This window comes from Kordiimonas aquimaris (assembly GCF_025574485.1).
In the GTDB taxonomy this organism is placed as follows: Bacteria; Pseudomonadota; Alphaproteobacteria; order Sphingomonadales; family Kordiimonadaceae; genus Kordiimonas; species Kordiimonas aquimaris.
Genome location: NZ_JAOBPO010000002.1, coordinates 2501 through 27817 on the forward strand (window position 1 = coordinate 2501; position 25317 = coordinate 27817).

The 25317-nt window shown below is 47.3% G+C and carries 16 protein-coding genes, 1 tRNA gene and 2 rRNA genes; 11 read left to right on the forward strand and 8 right to left on the reverse strand.

Going from position 1 to position 25317, the window contains the following annotated elements; translation table 11 throughout:
* The first annotated feature begins 46 nt into the window (after nt 1-46).
* The 3 genes from OEU88_RS05775 (at nt 47) to OEU88_RS05785 (ending at nt 3381) form a co-directional block, all read left to right on the forward strand.
* Nucleotides 47-2794: ribosomal RNA gene (locus OEU88_RS05775) — 23S ribosomal RNA — on the forward strand.
* Between the two features lie 163 nt (nt 2795-2957).
* A 5S ribosomal RNA gene (rrf, locus tag OEU88_RS05780) occupies nt 2958-3072 on the forward strand.
* 232 nt (nt 3073-3304) lie between these two features.
* Nucleotides 3305-3381 (forward strand) — tRNA-Met (locus OEU88_RS05785).
* A gap of 390 nt (nt 3382-3771) precedes the next feature.
* On the opposite strand, the gene OEU88_RS05790 is transcribed toward OEU88_RS05785, so the two are convergent.
* Together OEU88_RS05790 and OEU88_RS05795 are read right to left on the reverse strand one after the other, a co-directional pair.
* Entirely contained in the window at nt 3772-4206 is a 435-nt protein-coding gene (locus tag OEU88_RS05790; protein ID WP_262694181.1) for a cupin domain-containing protein, read from the reverse strand.
* A 145-nt stretch (nt 4207-4351) separates the two neighbouring features.
* Nucleotides 4352-5254: a LysR family transcriptional regulator gene (locus OEU88_RS05795; RefSeq protein ID WP_262694182.1), complete on the reverse strand. Its 903-nt coding sequence runs from the start codon at nt 5252-5254 to the stop codon at nt 4352-4354.
* Between the two features lie 131 nt (nt 5255-5385).
* Here OEU88_RS05795 and OEU88_RS05800 point away from each other — a divergent pair, with 131 nt between their 5' ends.
* The 4 genes from OEU88_RS05800 to OEU88_RS05815 all read left to right on the forward strand — a co-directional run bounded on the left by OEU88_RS05800 (nt 5386) and on the right by OEU88_RS05815 (nt 8258).
* Entirely contained in the window at nt 5386-6108 is a 723-nt protein-coding gene (locus OEU88_RS05800; protein ID WP_262694183.1) for a hypothetical protein, read from the forward strand.
* A gap of 152 nt (nt 6109-6260) precedes the next feature.
* A complete protein-coding gene (locus OEU88_RS05805; protein ID WP_262694184.1) occupies nt 6261-6653 on the forward strand; it encodes a hypothetical protein in 393 nt (130 codons plus the stop codon).
* 200 nt (nt 6654-6853) lie between these two features.
* Nucleotides 6854-7840, forward strand: a complete 987-nt coding sequence (locus OEU88_RS05810; protein WP_262694185.1) for a sensor histidine kinase — start codon at nt 6854-6856, stop codon at nt 7838-7840.
* 52 nt (nt 7841-7892) lie between these two features.
* Nucleotides 7893-8258 carry a response regulator transcription factor gene (locus OEU88_RS05815; RefSeq protein WP_262694186.1) on the forward strand — a complete coding sequence of 122 codons (366 nt, stop codon included), beginning with the start codon at nt 7893-7895 and terminating at the stop codon, nt 8256-8258.
* Nucleotides 8259-8353: 95 nt separating this feature from the next.
* On the opposite strand, the gene OEU88_RS05820 is transcribed toward OEU88_RS05815, so the two are convergent.
* Nucleotides 8354-10471 (reverse strand): TonB-dependent receptor, encoded by a 2118-nt coding sequence (locus OEU88_RS05820; RefSeq protein ID WP_262694187.1) that lies wholly within the window; start codon nt 10469-10471, stop codon nt 8354-8356.
* 241 nt (nt 10472-10712) lie between these two features.
* Here OEU88_RS05820 and OEU88_RS05825 point away from each other — a divergent pair, with 241 nt between their 5' ends.
* Together OEU88_RS05825 and OEU88_RS05830 are read left to right on the forward strand one after the other, a co-directional pair.
* Entirely contained in the window at nt 10713-11933 is a 1221-nt protein-coding gene (locus tag OEU88_RS05825) for an NAD(P)/FAD-dependent oxidoreductase (RefSeq protein ID WP_262694188.1), read from the forward strand.
* A 226-nt stretch (nt 11934-12159) separates the two neighbouring features.
* Nucleotides 12160-15498, forward strand: a complete 3339-nt coding sequence (locus OEU88_RS05830) for a S41 family peptidase (RefSeq protein ID WP_262694189.1) — start codon at nt 12160-12162, stop codon at nt 15496-15498.
* Between the two features lie 83 nt (nt 15499-15581).
* On the opposite strand, the gene OEU88_RS05835 is transcribed toward OEU88_RS05830, so the two are convergent.
* Together OEU88_RS05835 and OEU88_RS05840 are read right to left on the reverse strand one after the other, a co-directional pair.
* Nucleotides 15582-16493, reverse strand: coding sequence for an alpha/beta hydrolase (locus OEU88_RS05835; protein ID WP_262694190.1), 912 nt, complete (start codon nt 16491-16493; stop codon nt 15582-15584).
* A gap of 109 nt (nt 16494-16602) precedes the next feature.
* A complete protein-coding gene (locus OEU88_RS05840; RefSeq protein WP_262694191.1) occupies nt 16603-17382 on the reverse strand; it encodes an SDR family oxidoreductase in 780 nt (259 codons plus the stop codon).
* A gap of 128 nt (nt 17383-17510) precedes the next feature.
* Between OEU88_RS05840 and OEU88_RS05845 the strand changes: the two genes are divergently transcribed.
* On the forward strand, nt 17511-17945 hold the full coding sequence (locus OEU88_RS05845) for an Lrp/AsnC family transcriptional regulator (RefSeq protein WP_262694192.1): 435 nt from the start codon (nt 17511-17513) through the stop codon (nt 17943-17945).
* Between the two features lie 4 nt (nt 17946-17949).
* Here OEU88_RS05845 and OEU88_RS05850 read toward each other — a convergent pair whose 3' ends face one another.
* Both OEU88_RS05850 and OEU88_RS05855 read right to left on the reverse strand, forming a co-directional pair.
* Nucleotides 17950-19053, reverse strand: a complete 1104-nt coding sequence (locus tag OEU88_RS05850) for a branched-chain amino acid aminotransferase (RefSeq protein ID WP_262694193.1) — start codon at nt 19051-19053, stop codon at nt 17950-17952.
* Nucleotides 19050-19439, reverse strand: coding sequence for a cupin domain-containing protein (locus tag OEU88_RS05855; RefSeq protein WP_262694194.1), 390 nt, complete (start codon nt 19437-19439; stop codon nt 19050-19052). The genes OEU88_RS05850 and OEU88_RS05855 overlap by 4 nt, the downstream gene beginning before the upstream one ends.
* Before the next feature lie 299 nt (nt 19440-19738).
* Here OEU88_RS05855 and OEU88_RS05860 point away from each other — a divergent pair, with 299 nt between their 5' ends.
* Nucleotides 19739-23152, forward strand: coding sequence for an amidohydrolase family protein (locus OEU88_RS05860; protein WP_262694195.1), 3414 nt, complete (start codon nt 19739-19741; stop codon nt 23150-23152).
* Nucleotides 23153-23217: 65 nt separating this feature from the next.
* Here OEU88_RS05860 and OEU88_RS05865 read toward each other — a convergent pair whose 3' ends face one another.
* The gene (locus tag OEU88_RS05865) at nt 23218-25098 is read right to left on the reverse strand and encodes a hypothetical protein (protein ID WP_262694196.1); all 1881 of its coding nucleotides are present in this window, start codon (nt 25096-25098) and stop codon (nt 23218-23220) included.
* Nucleotides 25099-25317 lie beyond the last annotated feature (219 nt).

The window sequence follows — 25317 nt, forward strand, 5'->3', positions numbered from 1 at the left end:
TGTTCCAAGTATTTAGAGAGTTTTGCTTTCTGGATATGGAGGAGCTCTCAAGTGAACTAAGAGCATTTGGTGAATGCCTTGGCGTATAGAGGCGATGAAGGACGTGACAGGCTGCGAAAAGCTGTGGTGAGGTGCCAGTAACCTTTGACCCACAGATATCCGAATGGGGAAACCCACCACTTTTGTGGTATCTGCAACTGAATACATAGGTTGTAGAAGCGAACCCGGCGAACTGAAACATCTAAGTAGCCGGAGGAAAGGACATCAACAGAGACTCCCTTAGTAGCGGCGAGCGAACGGGGACCAGGCCAGTGCCGTCTTTGAATTTACCGGAACAAGCTGGAAAGCTTGGCCATAGTGGGTGATAGCCCCGTACGGGAAGGAAGAGAAGACGGACTTGAGTAGGGCGGGACACGTGAAATCCTGTCTGAACGTGGGAGGACCACCTTCCAAGCCTAAGTACTCCTATACGACCGATAGTGCACCAGTACCGTGAGGGAAAGGTGAAAAGTACCCCGATAAGGGGAGTGAAATAGAACCTGAAACCGAATGCTTACAAGCAGTCGGAGCATCCATTGTGATGTGACGGCGTACCTTTTGTATAATGGGTCAGTGAGTTAGTGTATTTAGCAAGCTTAAGCCGATAGGTGTAGGCGTAGCGAAAGCGAGTCTGAATAGGGCGACTGAGTTAAATGCATTAGACCCGAAACCCGGCGATCTAGTTATGGGCAGGTTGAAGGTGCAGTAACATGCACTGGAGGACCGAACCCACGCGTGTTGAAAAACGCGGGGATGACCTGTGACTAGGGGTGAAAGGCCAATCAAGCCGGGAGATAGCTGGTTCTCCGCGAAAACTATTTAGGTAGTGCCTCAGGTATTACCTTCGGGGGTAGAGCACTGGATGGATGCGGGGGGCGCGAGCCTTACCAATTCTAACCAAACTCCGAATACCGAAGAGTAGAGCCTGGGAGACAGACTGCGGGTGCTAAGGTCCGTAGTCGAGAGGGAAACAGCCCTGACCACCAGCTAAGGTCCCTAAATCTTGTCTAAGTGGGAAAGCATGTGAGACGGCCAAAACAACCAGGATGTTGGCTTAGAAGCAGCCATCATTTAAAGAAAGCGTAACAGCTCACTGGTCTAAATAAGCTGTCTTGCGGCGAAGATGTACCGGGGCTAAAGACAAGTACCGAAGCTGTGGATTTGATCTTATGATCAAGTGGTAGCGGAGCGTTCTGTAAGTCTGCGAAGGTGTGGCGCGAGCCATTCTGGAGATATCAGAAGTGAGAATGCTGACATGAGTAGCGATAAACAGTGTGAGAGACACTGTCGCCGAAATCCCAAGGGTTCCTGCGCAAGGCTAATCCGCGCAGGGTGAGTCGGCTCCTAAGGCGAGGCCGAAAGGCGTAGTCGATGGGAATCAGGTTAATATTCCTGAACCAGGTGGAATGTGACGAATGGAGTAAGTTGTGAGACCTTATTGGATTGGTCTTGCCGCGAATCTGTTCCAGGAAATAGCACCACCATATTGACCGTACCCTAAACCGACACAGGTGGGATGGTAGAGCATACCAAGGCGCTTGAGAGAACTATGCTGAAGGAACTCGGCAAATTGCCTCCGTAACTTCGGGATAAGGAGGCCCAGCTTTAAGGCAACTTTTAGTTGGGGGCACAAAAGAGGGGGTGGCGACTGTTTACTAAAAACACAGGGCTCTGCGAAGTGGATAACACGACGTATAGGGTCTGACGCCTGCCCGGTGCCGGAAGGTTAAGAGGAGTAGTGAGAGCTGCGAATTGAAGCCCCGGTAAACGGCGGCCGTAACTATAACGGTCCTAAGGTAGCGAAATTCCTTGTCGGGTAAGTTCCGACCTGCACGAATGGCGTAACGACTTCCCCACTGTCTCCAGCATAGACTCAGCGAAATTGAATTCTCCGTGAAGATGCGGAGTACCCGCGGTCAGACGGAAAGACCCCGTGCACCTTTACTACAGCTTCAGAGTGGCATTAGGGATAACATGTGTAGGATAGGTGGGAGGCTTTGAAGCCCGCACGCCAGTGCGAGTGGAGCCATCCTTGAAATACCACCCTTGTTGTCTCTGATGTCTAACCACGTCCCGTGAAACCGGGACTGGGACCCTCTGTGGTGGGTAGTTTGACTGGGGCGGTCGCCTCCCAAATGGTAACGGAGGCGCGCGAAGGTAGGCTCAGATCGGTTGGAAATCGATCGTCGAGTGCAATGGCATAAGCCTGCCTGACTGCGAGACTGACAGGTCGAGCAGAGACGAAAGTCGGTCATAGTGATCCGGTGGTTCTGTGTGGAAGGGCCATCGCTCAACGAATAAAAGGTACGCCGGGGATAACAGGCTGATACTGCCCAAGAGCTCATATCGACGGCAGTGTTTGGCACCTCGATGTCGGCTCATCTCATCCTGGGGCTGGAGCAGGTCCCAAGGGTTTGGCTGTTCGCCAATTAAAGAGGTACGTGAGCTGGGTTTAGAACGTCGTGAGACAGTTCGGTCCCTATCTGCCGTGGGCGCAAGAGACTTGAGAGGAGCTGCCCCTAGTACGAGAGGACCGGGGTGGACGGACCTCTGGTGGACCTGTTGTGGCGCCAGCCGCATTGCAGGGTAGCTATGTCCGGAAGGGATAACCGCTGAAAGCATCTAAGCGGGAAGCCCCCCTCAAGATAAGGTCTCTCTGAGAGCCGTGGAAGACCACCACGTTGATAGGTCAGGTGTGGAAGCTCAGTAATGGGTGAAGCTAACTGATACTAATTGCTCGATAGGCTTTTGAGCCTCTCCATAGACAGAAAGGAAAGCTTTCTTTGTCTTTAATTCGCGCAAAAGTGCGCGGCGGCCGCTTGGCCTTGCCTCACAGCTACGCTGTTCGGTAATTAGAGATTGTCTTGGAACATTACTCAAAGCATGCTTTGATACTCGCAATAACACTCTTTTGTTGATCTGGTGGTTATAACAAGGTTGTCCCACCCGGTCCCATCCCGAACCCGGAAGTGAAAAGCCTTTGTGCCGATGGTACTTCGTCTTAAGGCGCGGAAGAGTAGGTCGCCGCCAGATCTACAAAAGAGTGTACACATAACCACATATCAAATACCAAAAACCGCCCTTCAAAAGGCGGTTTTGTCGTCTAAAAGGACAATTGATTCCTATAGTCGACAACCAAGGGCAATCTTGAGCCCTCTTCATGGGATTGCGATAGCAATACCGGAAGCAGACACATAGCAGCCCTGAGCTGCGTCACATCGGAGAATGGCATAAGCCATCGGAACGGGTGACATAATATAATTGACGCGGGATGGAGCAGCCCGGTAGCTCGTCAGGCTCATAACCTGAAGGTCGTAGGTTCAAATCCTACTCCCGCAACCAATACGATAAAAAGGGTCCCATCAGGGGCCCTTTTTGCGTATATGGGCTGTGTGAGTAAGACTTGAACCTACGGATAAAGTAGGTTCAACCGCCGGCGCAGCAATGCAGTGCATTGCGAAAGAGCGCCAAGGACAAGGAAGCAATGCCGATAGGCATGCGCACCTAAAACCCTACTCTCACAATCATTAAAAAGCCTCGGAACCCGTTAAGGTCCCGAGGCTTTTTAATTGGTATGAGAGCCGGTGAATGAGCATGCTGGCTCGGATGGAGAGCTTCGCATTAGCGAAGCACGGAGACAACGTGAGGATGCGTAGCACCGCAACGGTGAATTCTGCAAGAAAGACCAAAATGTCGCAGCTGTCTGGCGTGGGGAGTTTTGATAAAAGAATGTTATTCAGGAGTTGCTTTGGAAAAGAAGACAATAACGTTTAGGTCCTCGGTGATATCTTCGAAGCGGTGTTCAATTTCAGCTTTTACAAAGAATATGCTGCCGGTAGTAGCATCAAAAATCTCGTTGCCAGCACGTAATTTTGCTCTGCCTTCAGTTACAATATACAGTTCATCATACCGGTGTGGTTGTTGCTGATCTACAGCGCCGGTTTTCAGTGCATATACGCCTGTGCTCATGGTTTGGTTGTCAAAAAAGCGCAGATACGGCCCATCTGTTTCCATGTTCTGTTGCGCTAGGTCTGTTAGTTTGAATGCTTGCTGAGAAACCACTTCATCTTGTGCCTTAGCAGTTTTAAAGCTGCTTGCTGCTGCAAGTCCACCCATTGCAGTAATTGCAGCGACTGCATTGCGTCTCGTGAGATTTTTATCAGTCATGAATGACCTCTGTATTTGGTTTTTCGCCGAAATATGTACCAATTATAATATTCACATTAGGGCCAGCGTCTAGAAGATGCCGTTTGATTGCGCTAATATGACTAGCATTTGCGATAAGCTCCAGATTTGGCCTATTTCTGTATGGTCATATAAGTGGGCGATTTAACGGGCGAGTAGGGCTGCCAAGGCCGCCCTCAATTAGCTTCCGATCAGCCACTATTTTTTGACGCAAAAACCGCATGAATGTTTTAACCCTCTGGTTTCTACGCATGCTCTGGTGTGCGAGAATCCAGATTTGAAGACTTCTTTTTTCATCAGGCGCGCGTAAACAAAGAAAGCCCTCATCCTGTGCAACAGCCCAGCATGCCATATGGCCAATACCAATGCCTGCACGCATGGCCTGCACCATGCCAAATGCAGTACTTACACGCATCGCTACCCGCGGGTTTAAGCCGAGTTGTTTCATCCATTCGTCAGTCCAGCTATTACCCCAAAGGACCCAAGGTAAATCATTGAGCGGTGTATCAGGGGGGTAACGGTTTATCAGGTCAACAGAACCAAAAATGCCGAATGCATGATCGGCAACATGGTGCCCTACATAGTCTTGTGTTGGGTCATTGGTAGCACGCAGCACTACATCAGCATCACCGCGTGCCAAGTCTACCATGTTTTGGTTGAGATGCAGGTCAATCTCTACATCAGGGTGCAGGAGTGTGAATTCGTTCAGGTAACCCATCAAGTTGAAGGCTGTTGAGTCGATCGTTTCAAAGTGAATACGGCCTGAAAGTCTGGCGGTGTTTTCTGTTGTATTCTTTACAATCAAGGCGGCCGCAGCCATGTCATTGGCCTGTGCAGCAATAGACAGCCCGGCATCAGTTAACGTGATGCCGCCAGGTGTTCGGTTCAGTAACGTAATTTTGAGGTCATTTTCCAGATGTGTCATGCGCCGTGATATTGAACTGTGGCTGAGGCCTAGTTCTTCCGAAGCGCGCAAAAAAGAGCCGTTTCTAGCACATGATTCTAAAATTCTGAGATCATCCCAATTCATGCTGTGCACTTTTGCACATCATATGTGCGCTGTCAGGTCTTCTTTCGTTTAGTTAGCTCTTTTAATGGGAATTACCCCAGCAAATTAATTTCGTGCTGGCGAACGCGTATAACAGCGAAGGAAAGTAGAAGATGAGACGAATACTACAGCCGGTTTTAATATTGGCATTTGCCTTGAGTATGACGGCAGTGAATGCACAGGAAGGTGAAAAAACATATAATTTGAAAGAAGGGCAGGTCATTGATTTTCTGTTTTTGACACGTCGTCAAAACTCTGGTGAAGCCTTGAATGATTATGCCCGTCAGGCGATTTCAGTTGCAAGAGCGCTGGATTATAAAAGCCTGTCAGGATTTGATATCACCCGGAAGCCAACACAAGGTAACTATTATCCTGAAGTACTGATTTTTGGTGGATGGCCCGGTGATTTCCAGGACAGGGCTGATGCATTAACCGCATTGAAGGAAGCTGTGCCAGACCTTAATGAACGCAGGCTTGATATATGGTCACGGTTCGACATGACCAACTATCAACTGACCGAGGATAAATCCTTTACTGTCAGTTATGACAAGATACAGGTGTTAACCGCATATTGGCAAAAAGATGCGGGCTTGTTTGCAAAGTTTAAACGGGAATTTCTTGAGAAGACAAAGGAAACAGGTGGTATTGTCAAGCTGGAGTTAACGGACCCTCGTTCGCCTTTCGGATATGATTATACTCCTGAGTACACCATTATTACGGAATGGGACAATCAGGCTGGGTTCGATGCATTTTTAGCGAAAAACCTAGCCATGAATCATGCAGGCGTAAAACATGTTAATCAGTTTTATTTAACACCCCCCAAGCCGAAGAAATGACCATAAACACCCTTTGGTTTATTAATCTAAGCCAGAGGGGTTTTCGCTTAATAACAGCTGTTAATCCAAGACCTTCAAATTAAGCATGTGCTGTATTTCTTCTATTTATAAGTAGAGGCATGTATTCTGCGCATGCTAAATGGGAGGGTTATATGATGAAGCAGACTGTCACGGCTTTAATTGCAGTAATACTTTTTTTTAACGTGAGTAGCGTACAGGCAACAGATCAAAACAGACCAGTACGTGATGTAATCATTGTGGATGTGAACGACGATCTGGACGGTTTTCTGGATCGCATGAAGCGCGTGAAAGGCGTTGCGGATAGGTTGCAGCTTCCTGTGACCATGCGTGTGTTTATGGGCACTTTTGCCGCAACGCATAACGGTGATATTTTTCTGTATTGGGAACTGCCAAGTTTTATCGAATTTGCAGAAGCCGAAACAGCATTGCATCAGGATGCTGAATTTCTGAGTATTTTAGCTGAAATGGATGCTGCCGGGCAAAGCTTTACGTCCGAGTTTTTAACGATTGAAATTACTAAATGATATGCGAGCGTCAAATACAGAACCTTGTGAATGGCTTATTTTATTCACGCAATCAATGGATGTATATGAGTATATAGTTGTGTGATTTATCTACGGCGGACTATTATAGCGGCATGTAGGTTATGCATTTTGCTTGTGTGGATGATAAAAGTGGCAAGCTTTATGAATATATTGTCAATGAGCATTAGGACTAGATCATAGTGAATTCTTCTAAGCGCAAGTATATTTTTAACAAAGACCTTGTGATCGCGACAAGCATTTTGATTATCATATTTATACTGTTTCATTTTCTTGATGCTTTTGAGGGTATTTATAAATTAACCCGAGAGTATGAACACCTCGAACTTGATGAATATGTTTTGCTTATTTTATCAATTCCTATCCCATTGGCTTGGATGACATATCGTAAGTCTAGGGAAGCTAAAAAGGAGTTTGATCAACGTATAGCACTTGAGCAAACGTTGGCGCGCCTTCATAGAATGGAGGCGCTTGGCACGCTGGCCGGCGGAATGGCGCATGAATTAAATAATCAGTTGTTACCGATAATATCAATGTCGGAGATGTTGCGAAACGGGGTTGTTGAAGATGACCCCAATTATAGAAAACTTGAGCTTATTTTTATTGCGGCGACAAACGCAAAACAAACAGTATCCAGAGTTTTAGAGTTTTCATCCGGCACGGTGACCAACGATGAAACAAGTGATGTTGCTAAGACCCTAGATGATACGAAAGAAATGCTGGAGGTTGCGTGTCCAGAAAATATTGGGCTTCATTTAAATATGGAGCAGCATTTAGGTCACTTGAATATAGCTTCTGATGATCTGCAAAGTATTATTGTGAATCCTGTTGTTAATGCGATCAATGCTATTGGCAAGGATGTAGGATCTATTATCGTGGATGTAAGCGCAGTTAATATTGATAATGGACGAGACGATCTTGATACAGGCAAATACATAAAGATTGTCATTCGTGATAATGGCCCGGGGATGTCGTCAGAGACAGCCGAGCGTATCTTTGATCCCTTTTTTACCACGAAAGCTGTTGGAGAGGGAGTAGGGCTTGGTATGGCTATAGTCTATAGGTTGGTTAAGAGTGCAGGTGGTAAACTGTTTGTTAGTACCGAACAAAATAAAGGTTGCCATGTCACTATTTATATTCCCAAGCCACCTCTAACATGTGAAGCTTAGTGATGCTGTAAGCTGAGGGTCTATGCAAATTTCAATGGGCGCAGGTTTGAAAATGAAAAATATTTTACTTATTGATGACGACCCTTTGGTGCTCGAGTCTATTAGTATCATGCTGGTGGAAAACGGGTATAATGTTGAAACAGCAACAAACGGTGAGCTTGGTTTGCGTAAAGCAGCTGAACCAGGCTTTGACTTAATTATTACAGATATATTGATGCCCGAGAAAGATGGATTGGAAACATTAACCGAGCTTAAGAACGCGAAGAACCCTGCCAAAGTTATCGCCATTTCTGGCGGTGGGCGAGGATCTTCTATTACTTATCTAAAAGTTGCAGAAGTTCTTGGCGCCGATTGCTCGCTTGCTAAACCATTTTCATCAAGTCAGTTAATCACTGCGGTTAAGCATCTTATTAATTAGACATTGAGCGCGGTTACTGAATAAGAATAGGCCCACGGCATATGCCATGGGCCTATTATGTTTTCTGCGCTCTAACGCGCTTTGTAATATTCAGCTTAAAACTTTGTTGTAAAACTCAAGCGAGCGTTTAGCGGTTCAGCCGTTGAAATGTTGTTGTCATTATGTGCCGCTGTGAAGAAGTCTGAATCGAACAAATTTTCTACATTCAACTGTACTTTCACTGTGTCGGATACATTGTAGTACAGCGCTGTATCAACACGAACAAAATCAGGTAATTCAACATTGTTGCTGATTGAGGCAAACTGGGCTGCTTGATAGGAGATACCAACACCGATACCGAATTTCTCAGTAAAATCGTAACGGTTCCAGAGAGACAGCATGTGCTCTGGCACTTGTGAGAGAGTACGGTTCGCCAGGGCGCCATTAACTACACGGCCACGTTCATCAGCATCAAGGTAGCTATAACCAGCGTGAATTGTCCAATTGTCTTGTAGTTGGCCGCTTAACTCCAGCTCAAAGCCTTCTGTACGGCTACCGACCAGAATAAGGTTACCTGCATCGTTCGGGTCAACTGTTGTACCGCTGTCGCGGTCAAGGCGGAACACCGATGCCGTGAGACTAAGCTCTTTGTTGATATCCCATTTGGCACCGATTTCGTAGTTCTCAAATTTCTCGGGCGACAGTGCTTCACTTGTCAGGCTAAGTGTCAGGAACTGATCACCGGAACGCGGCAAGAAAGAGCGGCTATAGCTTGTGTAAATTGAAACGTTTTCCTGTGGCTTGTAGATCAAGCCAATACGCGGTGAAACTTCTTCGTCAACACGTCCTAGAAGGCCGTCATTGCCGTCTGTTGCGCCGTCAGCTACTTCAACATTGTCTACTACATCAATGTCAAAACGATCGTAGCGCAGACCAGCAACAATTTTGAAATTGTCGCCAATATCAATTTGGTCTTGTACATACAAAGAAGCGAAAGAAACTTCAGAACTGCGATCGCGGTTAAACGTAGGAAACGATACAGCAGGGATAACTAGCGGATCAGAAAAGTTGAATGTGATGCGGTCATCAGCGCTGTCAGCAAAGAATGTGTCTCTTCTGTCGTTATCGCTGTCTTGGTCACCGTATTCACCACCAAACAATAGCGTATGTTTTAAGCCGCCTGTTTCAAAGTAACCGACAAAGTTTACTTGTGTGATCAAGTTTTGGCGGTTGGTTCTGTCGATATAACCATCAAGTGTGACTGTGCCTGCCTGATCGTCAAAACCAACAGGGAAGAGGTTTTGATAAAGCTTATCATAGTCTGCGTATTGAACAGTAGCATTGAAAGACAAAGCATCTGAAAATTCGTGATCGATACGGGCGCGTGCAATGTTTGCTTGCAACGTTGTGCGGTTAAAATCTGGCCCGCCGAAGAATGTATTATCGAAGCCACGTAGTGGTTCACCGTTCAGTGATGGAACGCCGCGATCAACAACGCGGTCATCATCGACATACTCGTATGAAAGCAACAAGCGGGTGTCTTCACCAAGTTCGGTTGCAAAGGTTGGATTGATCGCAAAACGATCTCCGCCAAAATTATCGCGGTGATTATTCAGTGACTCGTAAAAAGCATTTACGCGAAACGCTGATGTGTCTGAAACAGCAAAGTTGCCATCACCAGCGACATTAACGGAACCAAAAGTGTCCACGCCGCCTGTGAAAGAACCGAAATCTTCACCAACTTCAGGTGTCTTGGTAACGCGGTTAATAACGCCGCCCCCGCCGCCACGGCCAAAGATTAGCGCATTTGAACCGCGCAACACTTCAACCTGCTTGAGATTGTATAGAGGGCGGAAATACTGAACGTCATCGCGCAAGCCATCAATGAAGAAATCAGCCGTTGTGTTTTGACCGCGAATAGTGATTTGGTCACGGTGGCCTTCACCTTGACCAATGGATGCGCCTGGTGTGTAGCGCAAGATGTCGCCGATCTCAGTGAATGCCTGTTCCTGAATTTGTATGTTTGAAACAATCGACAGGCTTTGTGGTACATCAACAAGGGGTGTCGGTGTTTTGGTGGCGCTAAACTTCTCATTTGCGAGATAGCGGCCCGTTACGATCACTTCTTCAATGTCGCGCTGGTCATTAGTCGGTGCGTCTGCAATGGCTTGGCCTGCAAGTGCAATACTTAGCGTTAAATAAGATAAAGAGGATCGAAGGGTAAGCGCGTACATAAGTTTTCCTAAGAACTGTAATTAAGATTGAGTTGCAATTAGGCTTTTTGAAGATGCGAGTCAATCTCATTATCATTCTTATTTCTAGATTTTGTGCATGCGCCACAGAAAAAGTAGAAAGTGTGATAATTTGGCACTTACAGATGCTGCTTCTAATAGGGCGCTGAAGGCTGACTTGCTTGCGTTTAATTAATAAAGGACTTACATCACCTGTGATATTCGAAAGTAAAAGGAAGTGGTGATGGCTGTAACAAAAGTGATTATTGTTGGTGGTGGGAACGCTGGAATGCAAGTCGCTGATAGCGTGCGTCGCAGTGGCTACGAAGGCACTATCGATCTATTTTGTGAAGAACAGCACCTGCCTTACCAGAGGCCGCCTTTGTCAAAAAAATACCTTGAAGGCGAACTGAAAACAGAGCGCCTTTTCCTGCGACCACCCACATTTTATGAAACAAAGCAGATCAATGTGCACTCAGGCATCGCTATTAAGGCCATTAACCGCGATAAAAAGACAGTTTTGGCAACTGACGGCCAAGAGCACACATATGACAAACTCGTTTTGGCAACTGGTGCACGTGTGCGTGCATTGCCTGGCGCCAGTGAAAGTATGGGCTTGCAATATATTCGCAGTATTGATGATATTGAATCTCTAAAAGAACGGCTGGCAGGTGCGCCAAAACGTATTGTTTTAGTTGGTGGCGGGTTCATTGGGCTTGAAACGGCTGCAACGCTTAACACACTGGGCCATAGTGTAACTGTTATAGAAGCGATGCCGACGATCATGCCTGGTCTCGTGGCTCCTGAGCTGGCAGGTTATATTCGCGGGAAGCACAGCGAACGCGGCACAAAAATTATCGAGAACACTCCAGTTCAAGAGATTGCATATGATAACGGGCTTTATTCAGTGACGCTAGCTGATGAAACTTGCTTGCAAGCAGATGTCGTGATTGTGGGTATTGGTGTAATTCCGAATAGTGAAATAGCTGCTGCAGCAGGTATTGAATGTGATCGTGGTATCTTGGTTGACGCACATGCCTGTACAAATGACCCTGACATCTATGCGGTAGGTGACTGTGCTAACGGTATGCATATGCGCTTTGGTGCTCATACGCGCCTAGAGAGTGTGCAAAACGCGGTAGATCAGGCGACAGTGGCAGGCAAAACGATTGCTGGAGAAGAGGTATGTCATGATGCTTTACCGTGGTTCTGGTCGGACCAGTATGACATGAAACTGCAAATGGCAGGGTTGTCACGGGGTTATGATGACAGCTTGGTCAGGGGAGATATGGCCAGTGGTAAGTTCTCTATTTGCTATTTCAAAGGTGATCAGTTGATCGCGGTAGACTCGCTCAATGCAGTGCCAGACCATATGGCTGCACGCCGCCTGCTGACGGCTGGTATTACGGTGATGCGAGAGCAATGCGCAGATGCTGAAACGCCGCTAAAAACATACCTGTCGTAGAGCACTCGTAAGCTGACATCCTTAATGGTAACAGCGTAACAATCTCTTCAGTAGATGTATTTGTCACTTTTGCGACAGTTGTGAACTTCGCCGTAAAAGTGACGTTCTCATTCAGCTTTTCCATGGTGATACACAGGTGGTGGCTGGATAAATCAGCATACGTGTTGCCCTTATATTCCATTTGCAATAACGTCTTGCCAAACAATTTGGGATTTGGGGAGGCTTTATGAAGCACGTTATCAGGAAAACAATATACAGTGCATTAGGGTTGGCGGTGTTGTCTGCCAGTAGCGCTGTAATGGCAGATACCACGCTGTACCGTGAGCCTGCACTAAGTGAAAATTATGTGGTCTTTACATACGCAGGTGATTTGTGGCGTGTTCGCCGCGGTGGCGGTGAGGCTGAGCGCCTGACAACAGGTATTGGTGATGAGCGTACACCGTTCTTTTCTCCGGACGGTACCAAGGTCGCCTTCACAGGTGAGTATGATGGCAATACAGATGTATATGTAATTGACATTGATGGTGGTACGCCCAAGCGACTGACATATCATCCTGGTCCTGATGTTGTACGTGGCTGGAGCCGGGATGGTAGCAAAGTGTTGCATAGCTCGTCTCGTGCAAGTTATGTCAATTTCCGGCGCCTGTTTACTGTTGGGTTGAACGGCAATGATTTGCCTCAGCAGCTTCCGTTGCCGATGGCCGAACGTGGTGATTTTTCACCTGACGGCGATCATATCGCATACGAACCACTTACACAGTGGCAGCAAGCTTGGAAACGTTATCGTGGTGGTCAGCAAGACAAGATCTGGATTGCAAAGCTGTCAGACTCGAGCATTGTAAAAGTGCCTGATGTTGGTGCTATTGATAAAAACCCGATGTGGGTTGGCGATACAGTCTATTTTATTTCGGACCGTGACAGCAAAATCGGTGACTTCCGCCTGTTTTCGTATGACACACAAAGTAAGCGTGTGCGCCAAGCCTTCTCTCATGACGGTATGGATATCAAGTCAGCAAGTGCAGGCCCGGGTGGCAGCATTGTTTATGAAGAGTTTGGTACCATCCATATTTTCGATCCGGATGAACGGTCTTCAAGCAAAGTAGAGATCACGCTGAACGCCGACGTAGGCTCTGAACGTCCATACTACAAAAAAGTTGGTGACCGTATTGCAGGCGCAAGAATTTCGCCAAGTGGTAAGCGTGCAGTATTTGAGGCGCGCGGTGAAATTCTTACTGTGCCCGCAAAAAAGGGTGATGTACGCAATATTACCGGTACAACCGGCGCAATGGAGCGCGACCCTGCATGGTCACCTGACGGGCAGTCAATCGCATACTTCTCCGAAGCGACAGGTGAATATGCATTGCACATCCGTGATCAGAAAGGTGTCGAGGCAGAGCGTGTAATCAAATTACCGCCAATGTTCTACCGCGGTCCTGTTTGGGCTCCGGATAGTGAGAAGATTGCATTCCGCGACCACGGCAATGTAATGTGGTATGTGGACCTTTCAAAAGGCGATGACGCAGAAGCGGTGCGTATAGACAAGAACATTGTTTCTTCCCCGGACACCATGGAGGCAAATTGGTCGCCGGAAAGTGACTGGGTAACATACGCCAAGCAATTGCCAAATTTGCTGCGCGCTATTTTCGTTTATTCGTTGGAAACAGGTGAAACGCATCAAATTACAGACGGTATGAGCGATGCGCGCTACCCAATTTTTGATAAAAACGGTAAGTATCTTTACTTCGCAGCCAGCACCAACATTGGTGAGCAGATCAGCTTTGCTGACATGTCAGGCATGGGCCGTACGACAACCCGGTCTATATATGCAGCTGTTTTGGCAAAAGATACGGCTTCGCCGCTTTTACCTGAAAGCGATGATGAACCTGTTAAAGAAAAACCAGCTAAAGAAAAGGCAGAGAAAAACCCTGAGCCTGCTGATGAAGCAGAAGAAGGCAAAAATGCTGATGAAGCTTCAGAGGACGAGGCTAAAAAGGAAGACAAGTCAGAAGAGCCTAAAAAGGCGCTGAAGATTGATCTGGATGGTATTCTAAACCGCATTGTTGCAATGCCTGCTGCAAATACAACATGGGCAGGACTGTTCGCAGGCGGAGCCGGTGAATTTTATGCCGCCGAAGGTATCGCAGGCCAAAATGGTCCGCCAACACTTAACATCTTCAAGTTTGATCCAAAGTCGCAGAAAGTGACCAAGCAAGCTGGTGGCTTCACTGGTTTTGAGGTTTCAGCAGACGGCAAGTCAGCACTTGTGCGCCGCGGTCGTGGTGCATGGAGTATTGCGTCTACCAAGGCGCTGGGCAAACCAGGTTCAGCTCTAAAAACCGCTGCAATGGAAGTGCGTGTTGATCCTGCTGCAGAATGGAACCAGATGTTCCATGAAATTTGGCGTGGTGAACGTGACTTTTTCTATGACAAAAATCTACACGGCCTTGACCTCGATTGGGCGGTTAGCACATATGCTCCTTATGTAGAGAATGTGCGTCACCGGTCAGACCTGACGTATCTGTTTAATGAAATGTTAGGTCAGCTGACCATTGGCCATATGTTTGTTAGTGGCGGTGATAAGGCGCGGCCTAATGCTGTTTCTGTTGGATTGCTTGGTGCGGATTACACAGTTGATGATGGTCGCTACAAAATTGCCAAGATTTACAATGGTGAAAATTGGTCACCAAGCTTGGTGGCGCCGCTTAATCAGCCGGGTTTGAATATTGAAGCGGGTGATTACATTATTGCGGTCAATGGTCGTGATCTTACAGCGGATCAAAATATCTTCGCTGCATTTCAGGCTATGGCAGGTAAAATGACACGCTTGAAAATTGCCAAAACTGCTGACGGTGATGATGCACGCGAAGTGATGGTTAAGCCAATTGCAAACGAGCAAGGCATCCGCAACATTGATTGGATTGAAGGTAACCGCCGCAAGGTCGACGAGCTGTCAGACGGCAAACTGGCTTATATTTATATGCCAAATACTGGTGGTTCAGGCTTCCGTAGTTTTAACCGCTACTTCTATGCGCAAACAGATAAGCAAGGCGCCGTGCTTGATGAACGATTTAACGGCGGTGGCTCTTTGGCAGACTATGTAACGCAAACCTTTAATAAAGAGCGTTTCGCCAATATCTTTTATCGTCATGGTGACATAACTGTGCCTGTACCTGGCGGTGCTATATACGGCCCGAAAGCTATGATCGTTAACGAGATGGCAGGGTCTGGCGGTGATGCAATGCCTTGGTTTTTCCGCAAAAGCAACACAGGCAAGCTCTTTGGTAAGCGCACGTGGGGCGGTCTTGTTGCTGCACAGGCGCTGCCACAACTGATGGATGGTGGTTTTGTGCGATCTCCTGATTTTGCAATCTTTGGTACGGAAGGCGAGTGGGAGATGGAGAATGCGGGTATGGAGCCTGATGTGGAGATTGAGTTTGATCCCGCATTGTGGCGCCAAGGGCGTGACCCTCAGCTTGAAGCAACGGTGGAGCACCTGATGGAAGAGTTGAAGAAGAACCCACCGAAGAAAATCAAGGTGCCGAAAGCGCCTGATTATTTCAAATAGCAATTGCTATTAATAAGACATGAAAAAAGCCACTCATTAGGGTGGCTTTTTTGTTGGTTAAGCATCTGAAAGTATTCAGTGTGTTATTCAGCCTGAGCTTTCATAGCAGCAATGTCTTTAGCGTAAATAACGCGCAGACCACGGCTTAGTGTGGCAGGTTGAACTGACAGGTGTGTCTCATTGTCGAAAACATGCGTCGTAATATCTAGACCTTCATACTGGCTTGCTTTCAGTACAATACTCATGCGTTCCATTGGCGGCACCATTTGCGGTCCTTCCAGTGAGCCAACAGACAACATCACTGTTGCATTGAGTACGTTGTTTTTGTTGTCGTAAGCTTCAGCCCATTTGAAGGCAACTTCATCGTCCCACCATAATGACGGACTGCTGATGATATAGCGACTGAACGTGCGGTTACTATCGAGTAAACTATTTGTCGCAAAAAGGCCGCCCAGTGAATGACCAAAAAGCGCCCGATCTGAAGATACGGGATACTGCTTTTCAATCATGGGAATGATTTCTTCGTTAATCACGCGCATGAAAGTTGCGCCTTCACCGCTTGTAACTGGCATACCGTATTGTTCGGTATAGCTTTTGTCAAAATCAGCAACTTTGGTGTGTGTAAATTCGCCAGCACGGCGGACAAGCCACTCGTCGCGGCGTAGTGTGGGGTATTCGATACCAACGATAACCAGTGGTGGTACATCATTACCAATACGCTGCACACGGTAACTTTGAACCGTGGTTGCAAAGTATGAATTGCCGTCTAACACCAATAACACCGGATATTTTTTGTTGCTTTTCGCATCGTATTCCTCAGGTAAAGAGACAGATATTTTGTAATCTCGGTTTATAATGTTTGAGTGTACAAGCAATGACTGTGTTCCGGGTATTGTAACCTCATGGAGCTGAGTCTGAGCTGACGCACCAATTGATGTAATTGGAATGGCTATGATTGATAAAAAGCCTGCCGTTATTTGTTTGAGATATCCCACGTTCTTCTCCTAAATCCGCTTTGTTACGGGTGTCTTTGCAATACCCCAGCCTGTTCTCGATTGCCCAAAAGAGAATGGATTGAGGTTATTATTGTCTGTGATGAATGCTTTAGAACGTACCGGGGTACATACCGCCGTCTATCAAGATATTTTGTGCTGTCATATATGCTGCTTGCTCACTGCAAATGAATGCACACGTCGCACCAAACTCGTCTGGATCGCCTGGGCGTTTTGCTGGAATTTTTTGGAAAAATGTTTCTGAAAAACTATCTAGCTCCGCGTTTGCACCATCCGCTTTCGTTTTCACGATAGACCGCATGCGGTCTGTATCGATAAAACCTGGCAGCATATTGTTGATAGTAACATTGTGCTGCGCTGGTTCACGTGCGATGCCTGCAATAAAGCCTGTGAGGCCTGCACGTGCGCCGTTAGATAGGCCAAGTTCAGCCTGCGAAAATTTCACCGCAACGCTGGTGATGTTAATGATCCGACCGAATTTGCGTTCGCACATGCCATCAAGCGTACGCTTGATCATATCAATGGCACTAAACATGTTGGCATTAACCGCATCGAACCATTCTTTTTGACCCCAATCGCGAAAATTCCCTGCTGGTGGGCCCCCTGCGTTATTCACTAGAATATCCGGGTTTGGGCACGCGCTCAGCAATGCATCACGTCCGGCCTCTGTTGTTACGTCTCCAACTACGCTGTGTACTTTTCCGCCTCCGATGGCTGCAAGTTCGTTGTGTGTTTCCACCAGAGCTTCCTCTGTACGTGCCGTAATCCATACATTTACACCTTCAGTCACGAGAGCTTTGGCACATGCCTTTCCAAGGCCGCGGCTTGATGCGCAAACAATGGCTGATTTTCCAGCTATTTTAAGATCCATGGTTTTATCCTTATGCAGGGGTGTTTGAATAATTAGTATGTATTAAACGAGTGATATTGAACAGCGCTCTCACAATGGTGTAGTATGTGTGGAACTGATGAGAAACGATAATATTTAAGATGGTCGTGATGCCCAGACTTGATGCGCTTGATGAAAAAATTCTGGCTATTCTGAAGCAGAATGCCCGCACACCGCTGAGCGAGATTGCCAAGCGCATTAATCGGTCGCGTACAGCGGTACAGGCACGCGTGCAAAAACTGGAAGAAAGCGGCGTCATCCTTGGCTACACAACTGTTCGTAGTGATCAGTCCGATAATCGCATAGGTGCTATGGTTACGGTTTATCTGCATGAACGGCTAAAGCCGGAAAGTGTTGTCACATTGCTGCATGGTTTTGCAGAAGTGCGCCACTGTTACCGCGTTAGTGGGGATGCCGATTTGCTGGTTGAAATAGCCGACGGACCTAATGAACGAATTCAAGAAATATGCAGTCTTTTGTGGGATCATGAAAATGTTCGCCTTACTGATACTGTTTTCGTTATGGGGACATTGCTCAATAGCTAGCAAGTTAAGCAGGTGCTCCATTCAAACGCTTGATTAAAGTGTCTGTATCTCTGGTATCCGCCATCCAATCGAATGTATCTTCACCGCGGCCTTCCTGAATGTCTAAAAGTATTGTTTTTAGTTGCCGCGCCACATTGTCAACGTCTGGCAAAGCTTGTCGTGTTTCTGTGTCACCAATTTCCGAGATAGGGCTAATAATGGCTGCAGTGCCGCAAGCAAACAATTCCGTGCACGCGCCGGTTCTTATGTCGGTGAGTAATTCATCGATTGGCATTGTGCGTTCGACCACATCCATGCCTATGCTGCGTGCAATTTCAAACAAGGACGAGCGCGTAACACCTGAAAGAATTGTGCCACTAAGAGCTGGCGTGTGTAGTGCGCCATTGATGACAGCCATGAAGTTCATACCTGACAGTTCTTCAATATTTTTACTCGTTGCCGCATCAAGCCAGATTGGTTGATCAAACCCGGCCGCGATACTGCGCTCTGTTGCTTGCAGCGATCCAGCATAATTGCCGCCTACCTTTTCAGAACCCGTTCCCCCTTTGGCGGCACGGGAATGCTCACGTTCGACCATAACTTTGATGGGGGCAGTGTAGTATGCGTCAGAGGGGCTTGCTATCAGCAAGAAGCAATATCTCTCTGATCCCTTAACTGCGAAAGTAGGATCAAGGCCCAGTAATGTCGGACGCAAATACAGCGATTGCCCGCTTTCGCTCGGTATAAATGGTTCGAGTGTACGGGTTAGCTGTTTAACAGCGTCGACAAAAATACCAGATAGCGGTGCTGGCATACATAGCCTTGCAGCAGACTTTCTGAGGCGTGCAAAATTCATTTCAGGCCTGAATAATGCTGGGCTACTTTGAGCGACTTTATAAGCTTTCATGCCTTCAAAGCATTGTTGCCCAAATTGCACACATGTTGCTGCAGGGTTAATTCCAACCTCGCCAAAGGGGATGAGTTGACCTTGCTTCCAGGCACCATCCATATAGTCAGCCCTGTACATGATCGGCGCAAGCTCGCGGCCAAACCCCAGTGGCGAGGGAAGCGCGTATTCTTTCAATAGCGCTGTGACGTTTGTGTTCGAAGAAATGGTCATATTGTTCATTGAGAAACGCCGGTTCTAATGTAGGCGTCAGAACCGTCAAGCCAGTCTTCTCGTGGAGGGTTAAACACATCCACATCTAATGTATCTTCCAATGCTTCTGCACTGTGTGGCAGGAACGGCGGTATAGTAAGTACCTCACCGGCCCTTACAATTACTTCTTCATCTTGATCTTCACCGAGCAGGAAACGTAATGCACCGCTAATGATATAAGTCAGTTGCTCATTATGGTGTGAATGCATCGGAACAATGCCGCCTTTTTTGATGTAGACGTGAGCGATCATCATATTGGTGCCGGTAATAAGGCGGCGATCAATATCACTGTTCAATGTTTCCAGTGGTACTTTATCCCAGTTATAATGCTTTGCTTTTTCCGGTGTGTCGTTCATTGGTCGTCCTCTCCCGCGAACTGAATGACGTCAAGAATCTAGGGCTGATTGTGCCTAAAATTGCCTATTTCAGCTATAGACGGAACGTCTAAAGACATTGACGAAATTACTAAATATTAGGCGATATGAAATATCTGAAGAGGCAATCATTATATAAATCAATGTCTTACAAAGATTAAGGATTATGACGACCCTTGTTCCTGTGGAATTCTGACGATATAGTTTGATGGGGAATGTTTGGGGAAGATTTTAGTTTTCAGTACTTCGCCGACCAAAAAATTGAAAGCGAGGTCATTGAAATGAAGCAACTTCATAATCTGATAGGCTCTGCCTGCTTACTGTTTACAGTGCATGCGTTAACGTCGGTTGTTAACGCGGAAGACGGCGGACAAACCAGTGAAAAATGGGATACGACGTTAGCTCGCGGTGAAACGCGGCAAATTTCCTTCACAACTGAAGAAGGCACTTTCATGTCGCTTGATGTGTCTCCTGATGGAGAGTGGGTTGTTTTTGATTTGCTGGCACACGTGTACCGTATGCCAATTGAAGGTGGTGAAGCGGAAAGCCTAACTCAAAATAGTGGCGTCGCGGTTAATTATCATCCCAGCTATTCCCCCGATGGTAAGTCTATCGCTTTTATTTCTGATCGTGCAGGGCAAGACAATTTATGGGTGATGGATGCTGACGGGAAAAATCCACGTCAGGTCTCCAAAGATTTAAATGCGCGCTTCCTAACACCGAAATGGAGTGCTGATGGGAGTTACATATATGCGCGCAAGCGCGGCTTGCCTAAGCGTGGATCTACACCTGATGCTGGCATCTGGATGTTTCACAAGGATGGTGGCAAAGGTATCAAATTGATCGGTCGCGAGGAAACAGGCGCTGCTTGGCCATCAGCATCAGCTGATGGTGATTTCCTTTATTTCCATAAACGGACAAGCTCTGGCACTACATGGGGGCAATGGAACTTCCTTGCGGGTGAAATTCAAATCAGCCGCTTGAACTTGCAAACGGGCGATGTCGATGCCATCAGCCATGGCACAAACCAGCAGCAATCACGTTTCTCAAGCGGTGGTGCTGGTGCGCCAGAGCTTTCTCCAGATGGAAAGCTTGTAGCATTTGTCCGTCGTATTCCAGACGGTACTATTTCCTATAAAGGCCATAAATTTGGGCCGCGTTCAGCGCTCTGGGTTAGAAATCTTGAAACGGGTGCAGAGCGCCTGTTGATGGACCCTGTTGAGCAAGACATGACTGAAGGCATGAAAACCTTGCGTATTATGCCGGGCTATAGCTTTGCTCCAGATGGAAAATCTATTGTTATCTCGCAGGGTGGACAGTTCCGCCGTGTTGATGTTGCAAGTGGTGAAGTGGCGACAATTCCATTTTCTGCAAAAGTGGATCGTACGATTTCCGGACAGGCCTATAAAGGGTTTCGTATTACAGATGATCCATTTGAATCGAAATTTCTGAGATGGACAGTGGCATCACCTGATGGTTCGAAACTTGCGTTTCAAGCTGTCGGTAAAATATGGGTGCAAGACCTGCCAAATGGTATGCCGCAACGTTTGACGGCAGACAGTTTTGCGCCGTTTGAATTTGCGCCAGCATGGTCGCCTGATGGGCGCACTATTGCGTTTACTTCATGGGATGACATTGAGCGTGGTCAGGTCTGGACTGTACGGTCATCTGGTGGCAGGCCTAAGAAAATCACTAGCGATGCCGGTGAATACATCAACCCGGACTGGAGCGTAGACGGTAAAGCGCTGGTAGTAGCAAAAGGTTCAAACGCAACAGCGCGTGGCCGCGAAATGACCCATAATTCCTATTGGGATGTTGTGCGAATGAACGCAAACGGCGGAGATGAAACAACCGTTGGCCGTGTGGATTATAGCGGGAACTTCGGTCGTGGGCGGACACAGTTACCGCGTCCGACCTGGGGACCTGATGGCAGGATTTTCTTCCTTCAAGGTGCTGATGGTGCCGGTGGGGGTATTTTTGCTGAAGAAGATGATCTGCATAGTTCTGATCAGCATAACAGTGAACAGGCTGCTGGCGGTGATGGCCCACCAGCATACTCGCAGTTGGTTTCTGTGCCAGCGACCCCAACAATCGATCCGCCGCGTGTTCATGCCAGTTTTGATTTCGCTGATGAAGCGGTGATTGCTCCCAATGGTCGTCATGTGGCTTTTCTCGAGGGAGACAATGTCTATGTCTCGCCTCTGCCATATAATCAGTCGCGTGCAAAGTCGGTTAGGATCAACAAGTATGCTGACCGTGCTACTTTACCTGTAAAGCAGTTATCAAAAACGGGTGGCTTGTATCCCAACTGGAGAGATAGTGGTACGCTTGAGTATGGTTCAGCGGCTACTTATTATGCCTATGATGTTGCTAGTGGAAATGCAGCTGAGACCAATGTTTCCCTGACAGTTGAAAAGCGTATTCCAGCAGGTTCGATAGCCTTCACTAATGCGCGTATCCTGACCATGCGAGGAAAGGAAATACTGGAAGGCGCCTCTATAGTTGTGTCTGGTAGCCGCATCACTTGCGTTGGTGCTTGTGACACAGCGGGGGCGGATCAAGTGATTGATGCAACAGGCAAGACCCTTATGCCTGGCATGGTTGATATGCATGCACACCACTTTAGGGATTACCGCGGCATGATCCCGGCGAGAGGCTATGAAACGGCAATTTATACTGCATACGGTGTTACAACAGCACTTGATAACGCGGTGGCAGTACAGAATGTGTTTCCAACCGCTGAGTTAATCGATGCAGGCAAGGTTATTGGTCCGCGCACTTATTCTTCAGGGGGACCTCTTTATAACCGTGATGGTGCACGAGAAAACTTGCTGACCAGCTACACAGTTGCTGAAGATAATGTTCGTCGCCTCAAATCATGGGGCGCGGTTTCTGCCAAACAGTATTTGCAACCTCGCCGTGACCAACGGCAGTGGGTAAGCGATATTGCTCGTAATGAAGGTTTGATGGTTACTTCTGAAGGAGGTGATCTTGCTGCTAACCTTGGCATGATTATGGATGGCCAGACCGGTTTTGAACATCCGATGAGTTACCAGCCATTATACAGTGATGCAGCAAAGTTCTTTGGGCAGGCAGGGGCGGTTTATTCACCAACATTTGCTGTGGGTGGTCCGGCCGCTTGGAACGAAGAATATTTCTGGGGTGCAAGCAATGTGTGGCAAGATAAAAAGCAGCAGAAATGGTTGCCTTGGCGCCAGCTTGTTCCAAACACACGGCGCGCTATTAAACGCCCTGATACAGACTATGGTTTCCCACTTATAGCACAGGGCTTGGCTGATGTAATTGCTGAGGGCGGGTTTGGCGCTATCGGTTCACACGGACAGCAACATGGCATTGGTGCTCACTGGGAGACATGGATGGTGGCCAGTGCGATGGGCGCGCACGGCGCACTTGAAGTGGCGACACGCCATGGTGCATATTTCCTTGGTGCATTGGATGATATTGGCACGCTTGAGGTTGGTAAGCTTGCTGATATTGTTGTGTTGAATTCTAATCCGCTCGATAACATTCGTAATACCTTGGATATAGAACATGTCATGCAGGGCGGCATCATGAGAGACGCCGATACACTGGATGAAGTATGGCCGAATAATAAGCCGTTTGGCGCGCGCCCTTGGGATAATCCGGATATTTACCGTAATGATAATCGTCCCGTTGATTATCACGATAAGTAAATATAGTAGCTGAGAAAGACCAAGAGAGGCGGCTATATGCTGCCTCTCTTTATTATTGAGCGTTTCTAGAAAATTATCTGAATATTTTCCAAATCGCTTACTGATGCATTGTTAATGAGAATACTGAAATTTGCGTCAAAGCTTAGTAGTAAGCCTTCTGTCGTATCGCTGGCGATGGCTGTAATGTCGGACAAACCACTGAGGTTTAGTTCGTTAAGATCAAGAATGTCTTCTTGAATATCAAAGTCAGTAACAGTGTCTGCACCGTTCCCGTTGGTGAAAGTGAATGTGTCTGCGCCGCTTCCGCCAGTTAGCAAATCATCGCCGCCGCCACCCCAAAGAGTATCTGCACCGTCGCCGCCGTCGACTGTGTCATTGCCTGACCCGTTGAACAGCAAATCATCGTCAGCGCCGCCAACGATTATGTCATTGCCATCACCACCAAAGACTGTGTCATTACCACTGCCACCAGAAATCGAGTCGTTTAAGCCTGCCGCGCCAGCGTCACCCACACCGCCGTATATTTTATCGGCACCGTCGCCGCCGTTAATGGTATCATCTCCGACACCGCCACCAAGTTGATCAGCGCCAGCACTACCGTTAACTTCATCATTACCGCTACCAGCCCATGCCAGATCGCCTTGTCCATCTGACATGCTGCCACTGTTAGCAGACCAGATTATATCATCACCACTACCGCCAAAGATGGTGTCGCTACCAGTGCCACCAATAAGGCTGTCATTGCCTGCGCCGCCACCGATAATGTCTTTACCGGTGCCGCCGTTCATAACGTCATCTGATGTATCACCTGTGCCAGCCCACAGCGCATCATTGCCTGCACCACCGGATAGCACGTCACGCCCTGCACCGCCGCGCAGTATATCATTGCCACCGTTGCCGGTTAATTGGTCATTACCAGCGTTGCCTATTAAGGTGTTTGCAACATCATTGCCTGTGAAATTATCGTTACCACTGCCACCGGTAAGCTTTTCAATCACAACACCGTCCATCAAATAAACTGTTTCGTTGACGGTTAATGACGGCGCATCATTTCGGCTTAAATACTCAACGGAAGACCCGACATTGATCCAGCCTTCCTTACTGAGGTCGATTTGCGTATTTTGTGTGCTATCGATGACAATCTCGTCAACGCCCGATGTGTCCCACAGTACTTCGTAGTATGTCTCGCCTTCTGTATATGTGTATTTGTTGTTACCGACAGTAACCGTTTGATCAACGCCGTATATAGCTTGCAAGGCGATAATGTCTGTTAACAGCCAATTGGTGACATTATGAGCGAGATAATAACCTTCAAATCGACTTGAGAAATCCTGTGTGTAACCTTGAGACATTATGGTCATGTCGTGACCGGCAAAGTCTGCAGGTAGGCCGCTTACAAACGAATCGCCAAAACCTGAGTGAGGGTGACCAAGCCCCAGAGTATGCCCAATTTCGTGCATCAGAACCTTGTAATAGCCAGCATCAAACTGTGGTTGGGCGAATTGCTCATCATAAAATATTGTTAATGAAGCGCCGTAGTTAAAGGTTTCACCATCTATGATGGAAGTGCCGATACGCGGAAATGTTGCCGAGCCTGCTCCTGCAAAATCAGCATCGGTAAGTGACAATGCAAGTAAAGGTAAATCATCACCTTCAGCTCTTTCAAAACTTAGGTCGATGTAGCGCGCAATTTTGTTAAGGATGTCACCGGCTTGGGCAATATGTGATTCTTCAAATGCGAACGGCGTAAACACCGTTCCGTTAGCATCAAGAAAGGTTCCAATAACAAATGGTGTGAGTACGTCAGAAACTGTGCCGTACGTTATTGTATCGAGTGCCCAAAATTCGGTATTCAAATCACCAAAGAAGGCAGTAATGCGTGGATCAGTGATATCCTCACTTAACGGATTAACGATTTCACCGCTTTGACTTTTAATAACAGGCACTTATTCCCCCATACGTGCATAAATACAATCTCACCTCGTTTATTCACGTTTTCGTGTCATTGTCAAATGGTCACTCTGGCGTGTTGCCATAAAGTTAGAATCTGGGATTTCTCCCTGTATATTATGAAATATCACAAATTATTGCGCGTTTATCGCTTGCGCTTGGCGGCTTTTGCCGCTTTGATGCGATCTTTAATGTCAGACCTTGTTTTTGGGACT

Coding starts and splice junctions, on each gene's coding strand:
- OEU88_RS05825 (WP_262694188.1), top strand. CDS start 10,713: ATGGCTGTAACAAAAGTGATTATTGTTGGTGGTGGGAACGCTGGAATG.
- OEU88_RS05850 (WP_262694193.1), bottom strand. CDS start 19,053: ATGAACAATATGACCATTTCTTCGAACACAAACGTCACAGCGCTATTG.
- OEU88_RS05790 (WP_262694181.1), bottom strand. CDS start 4,206: ATGACTGATAAAAATCTCACGAGACGCAATGCAGTCGCTGCAATTACT.
- OEU88_RS05795 (WP_262694182.1), bottom strand. CDS start 5,254: ATGAATTGGGATGATCTCAGAATTTTAGAATCATGTGCTAGAAACGGC.
- OEU88_RS05820 (WP_262694187.1), bottom strand. CDS start 10,471: ATGTACGCGCTTACCCTTCGATCCTCTTTATCTTATTTAACGCTAAGT.
- OEU88_RS05815 (WP_262694186.1), top strand. CDS start 7,893: ATGAAAAATATTTTACTTATTGATGACGACCCTTTGGTGCTCGAGTCT.
- OEU88_RS05800 (WP_262694183.1), top strand. CDS start 5,386: ATGAGACGAATACTACAGCCGGTTTTAATATTGGCATTTGCCTTGAGT.
- OEU88_RS05845 (WP_262694192.1), top strand. CDS start 17,511: ATGCCCAGACTTGATGCGCTTGATGAAAAAATTCTGGCTATTCTGAAG.
- OEU88_RS05840 (WP_262694191.1), bottom strand. CDS start 17,382: ATGGATCTTAAAATAGCTGGAAAATCAGCCATTGTTTGCGCATCAAGC.
- OEU88_RS05855 (WP_262694194.1), bottom strand. CDS start 19,439: ATGAACGACACACCGGAAAAAGCAAAGCATTATAACTGGGATAAAGTA.
- OEU88_RS05860 (WP_262694195.1), top strand. CDS start 19,739: ATGAAGCAACTTCATAATCTGATAGGCTCTGCCTGCTTACTGTTTACA.
- OEU88_RS05805 (WP_262694184.1), top strand. CDS start 6,261: ATGATGAAGCAGACTGTCACGGCTTTAATTGCAGTAATACTTTTTTTT.
- OEU88_RS05830 (WP_262694189.1), top strand. CDS start 12,160: ATGAAGCACGTTATCAGGAAAACAATATACAGTGCATTAGGGTTGGCG.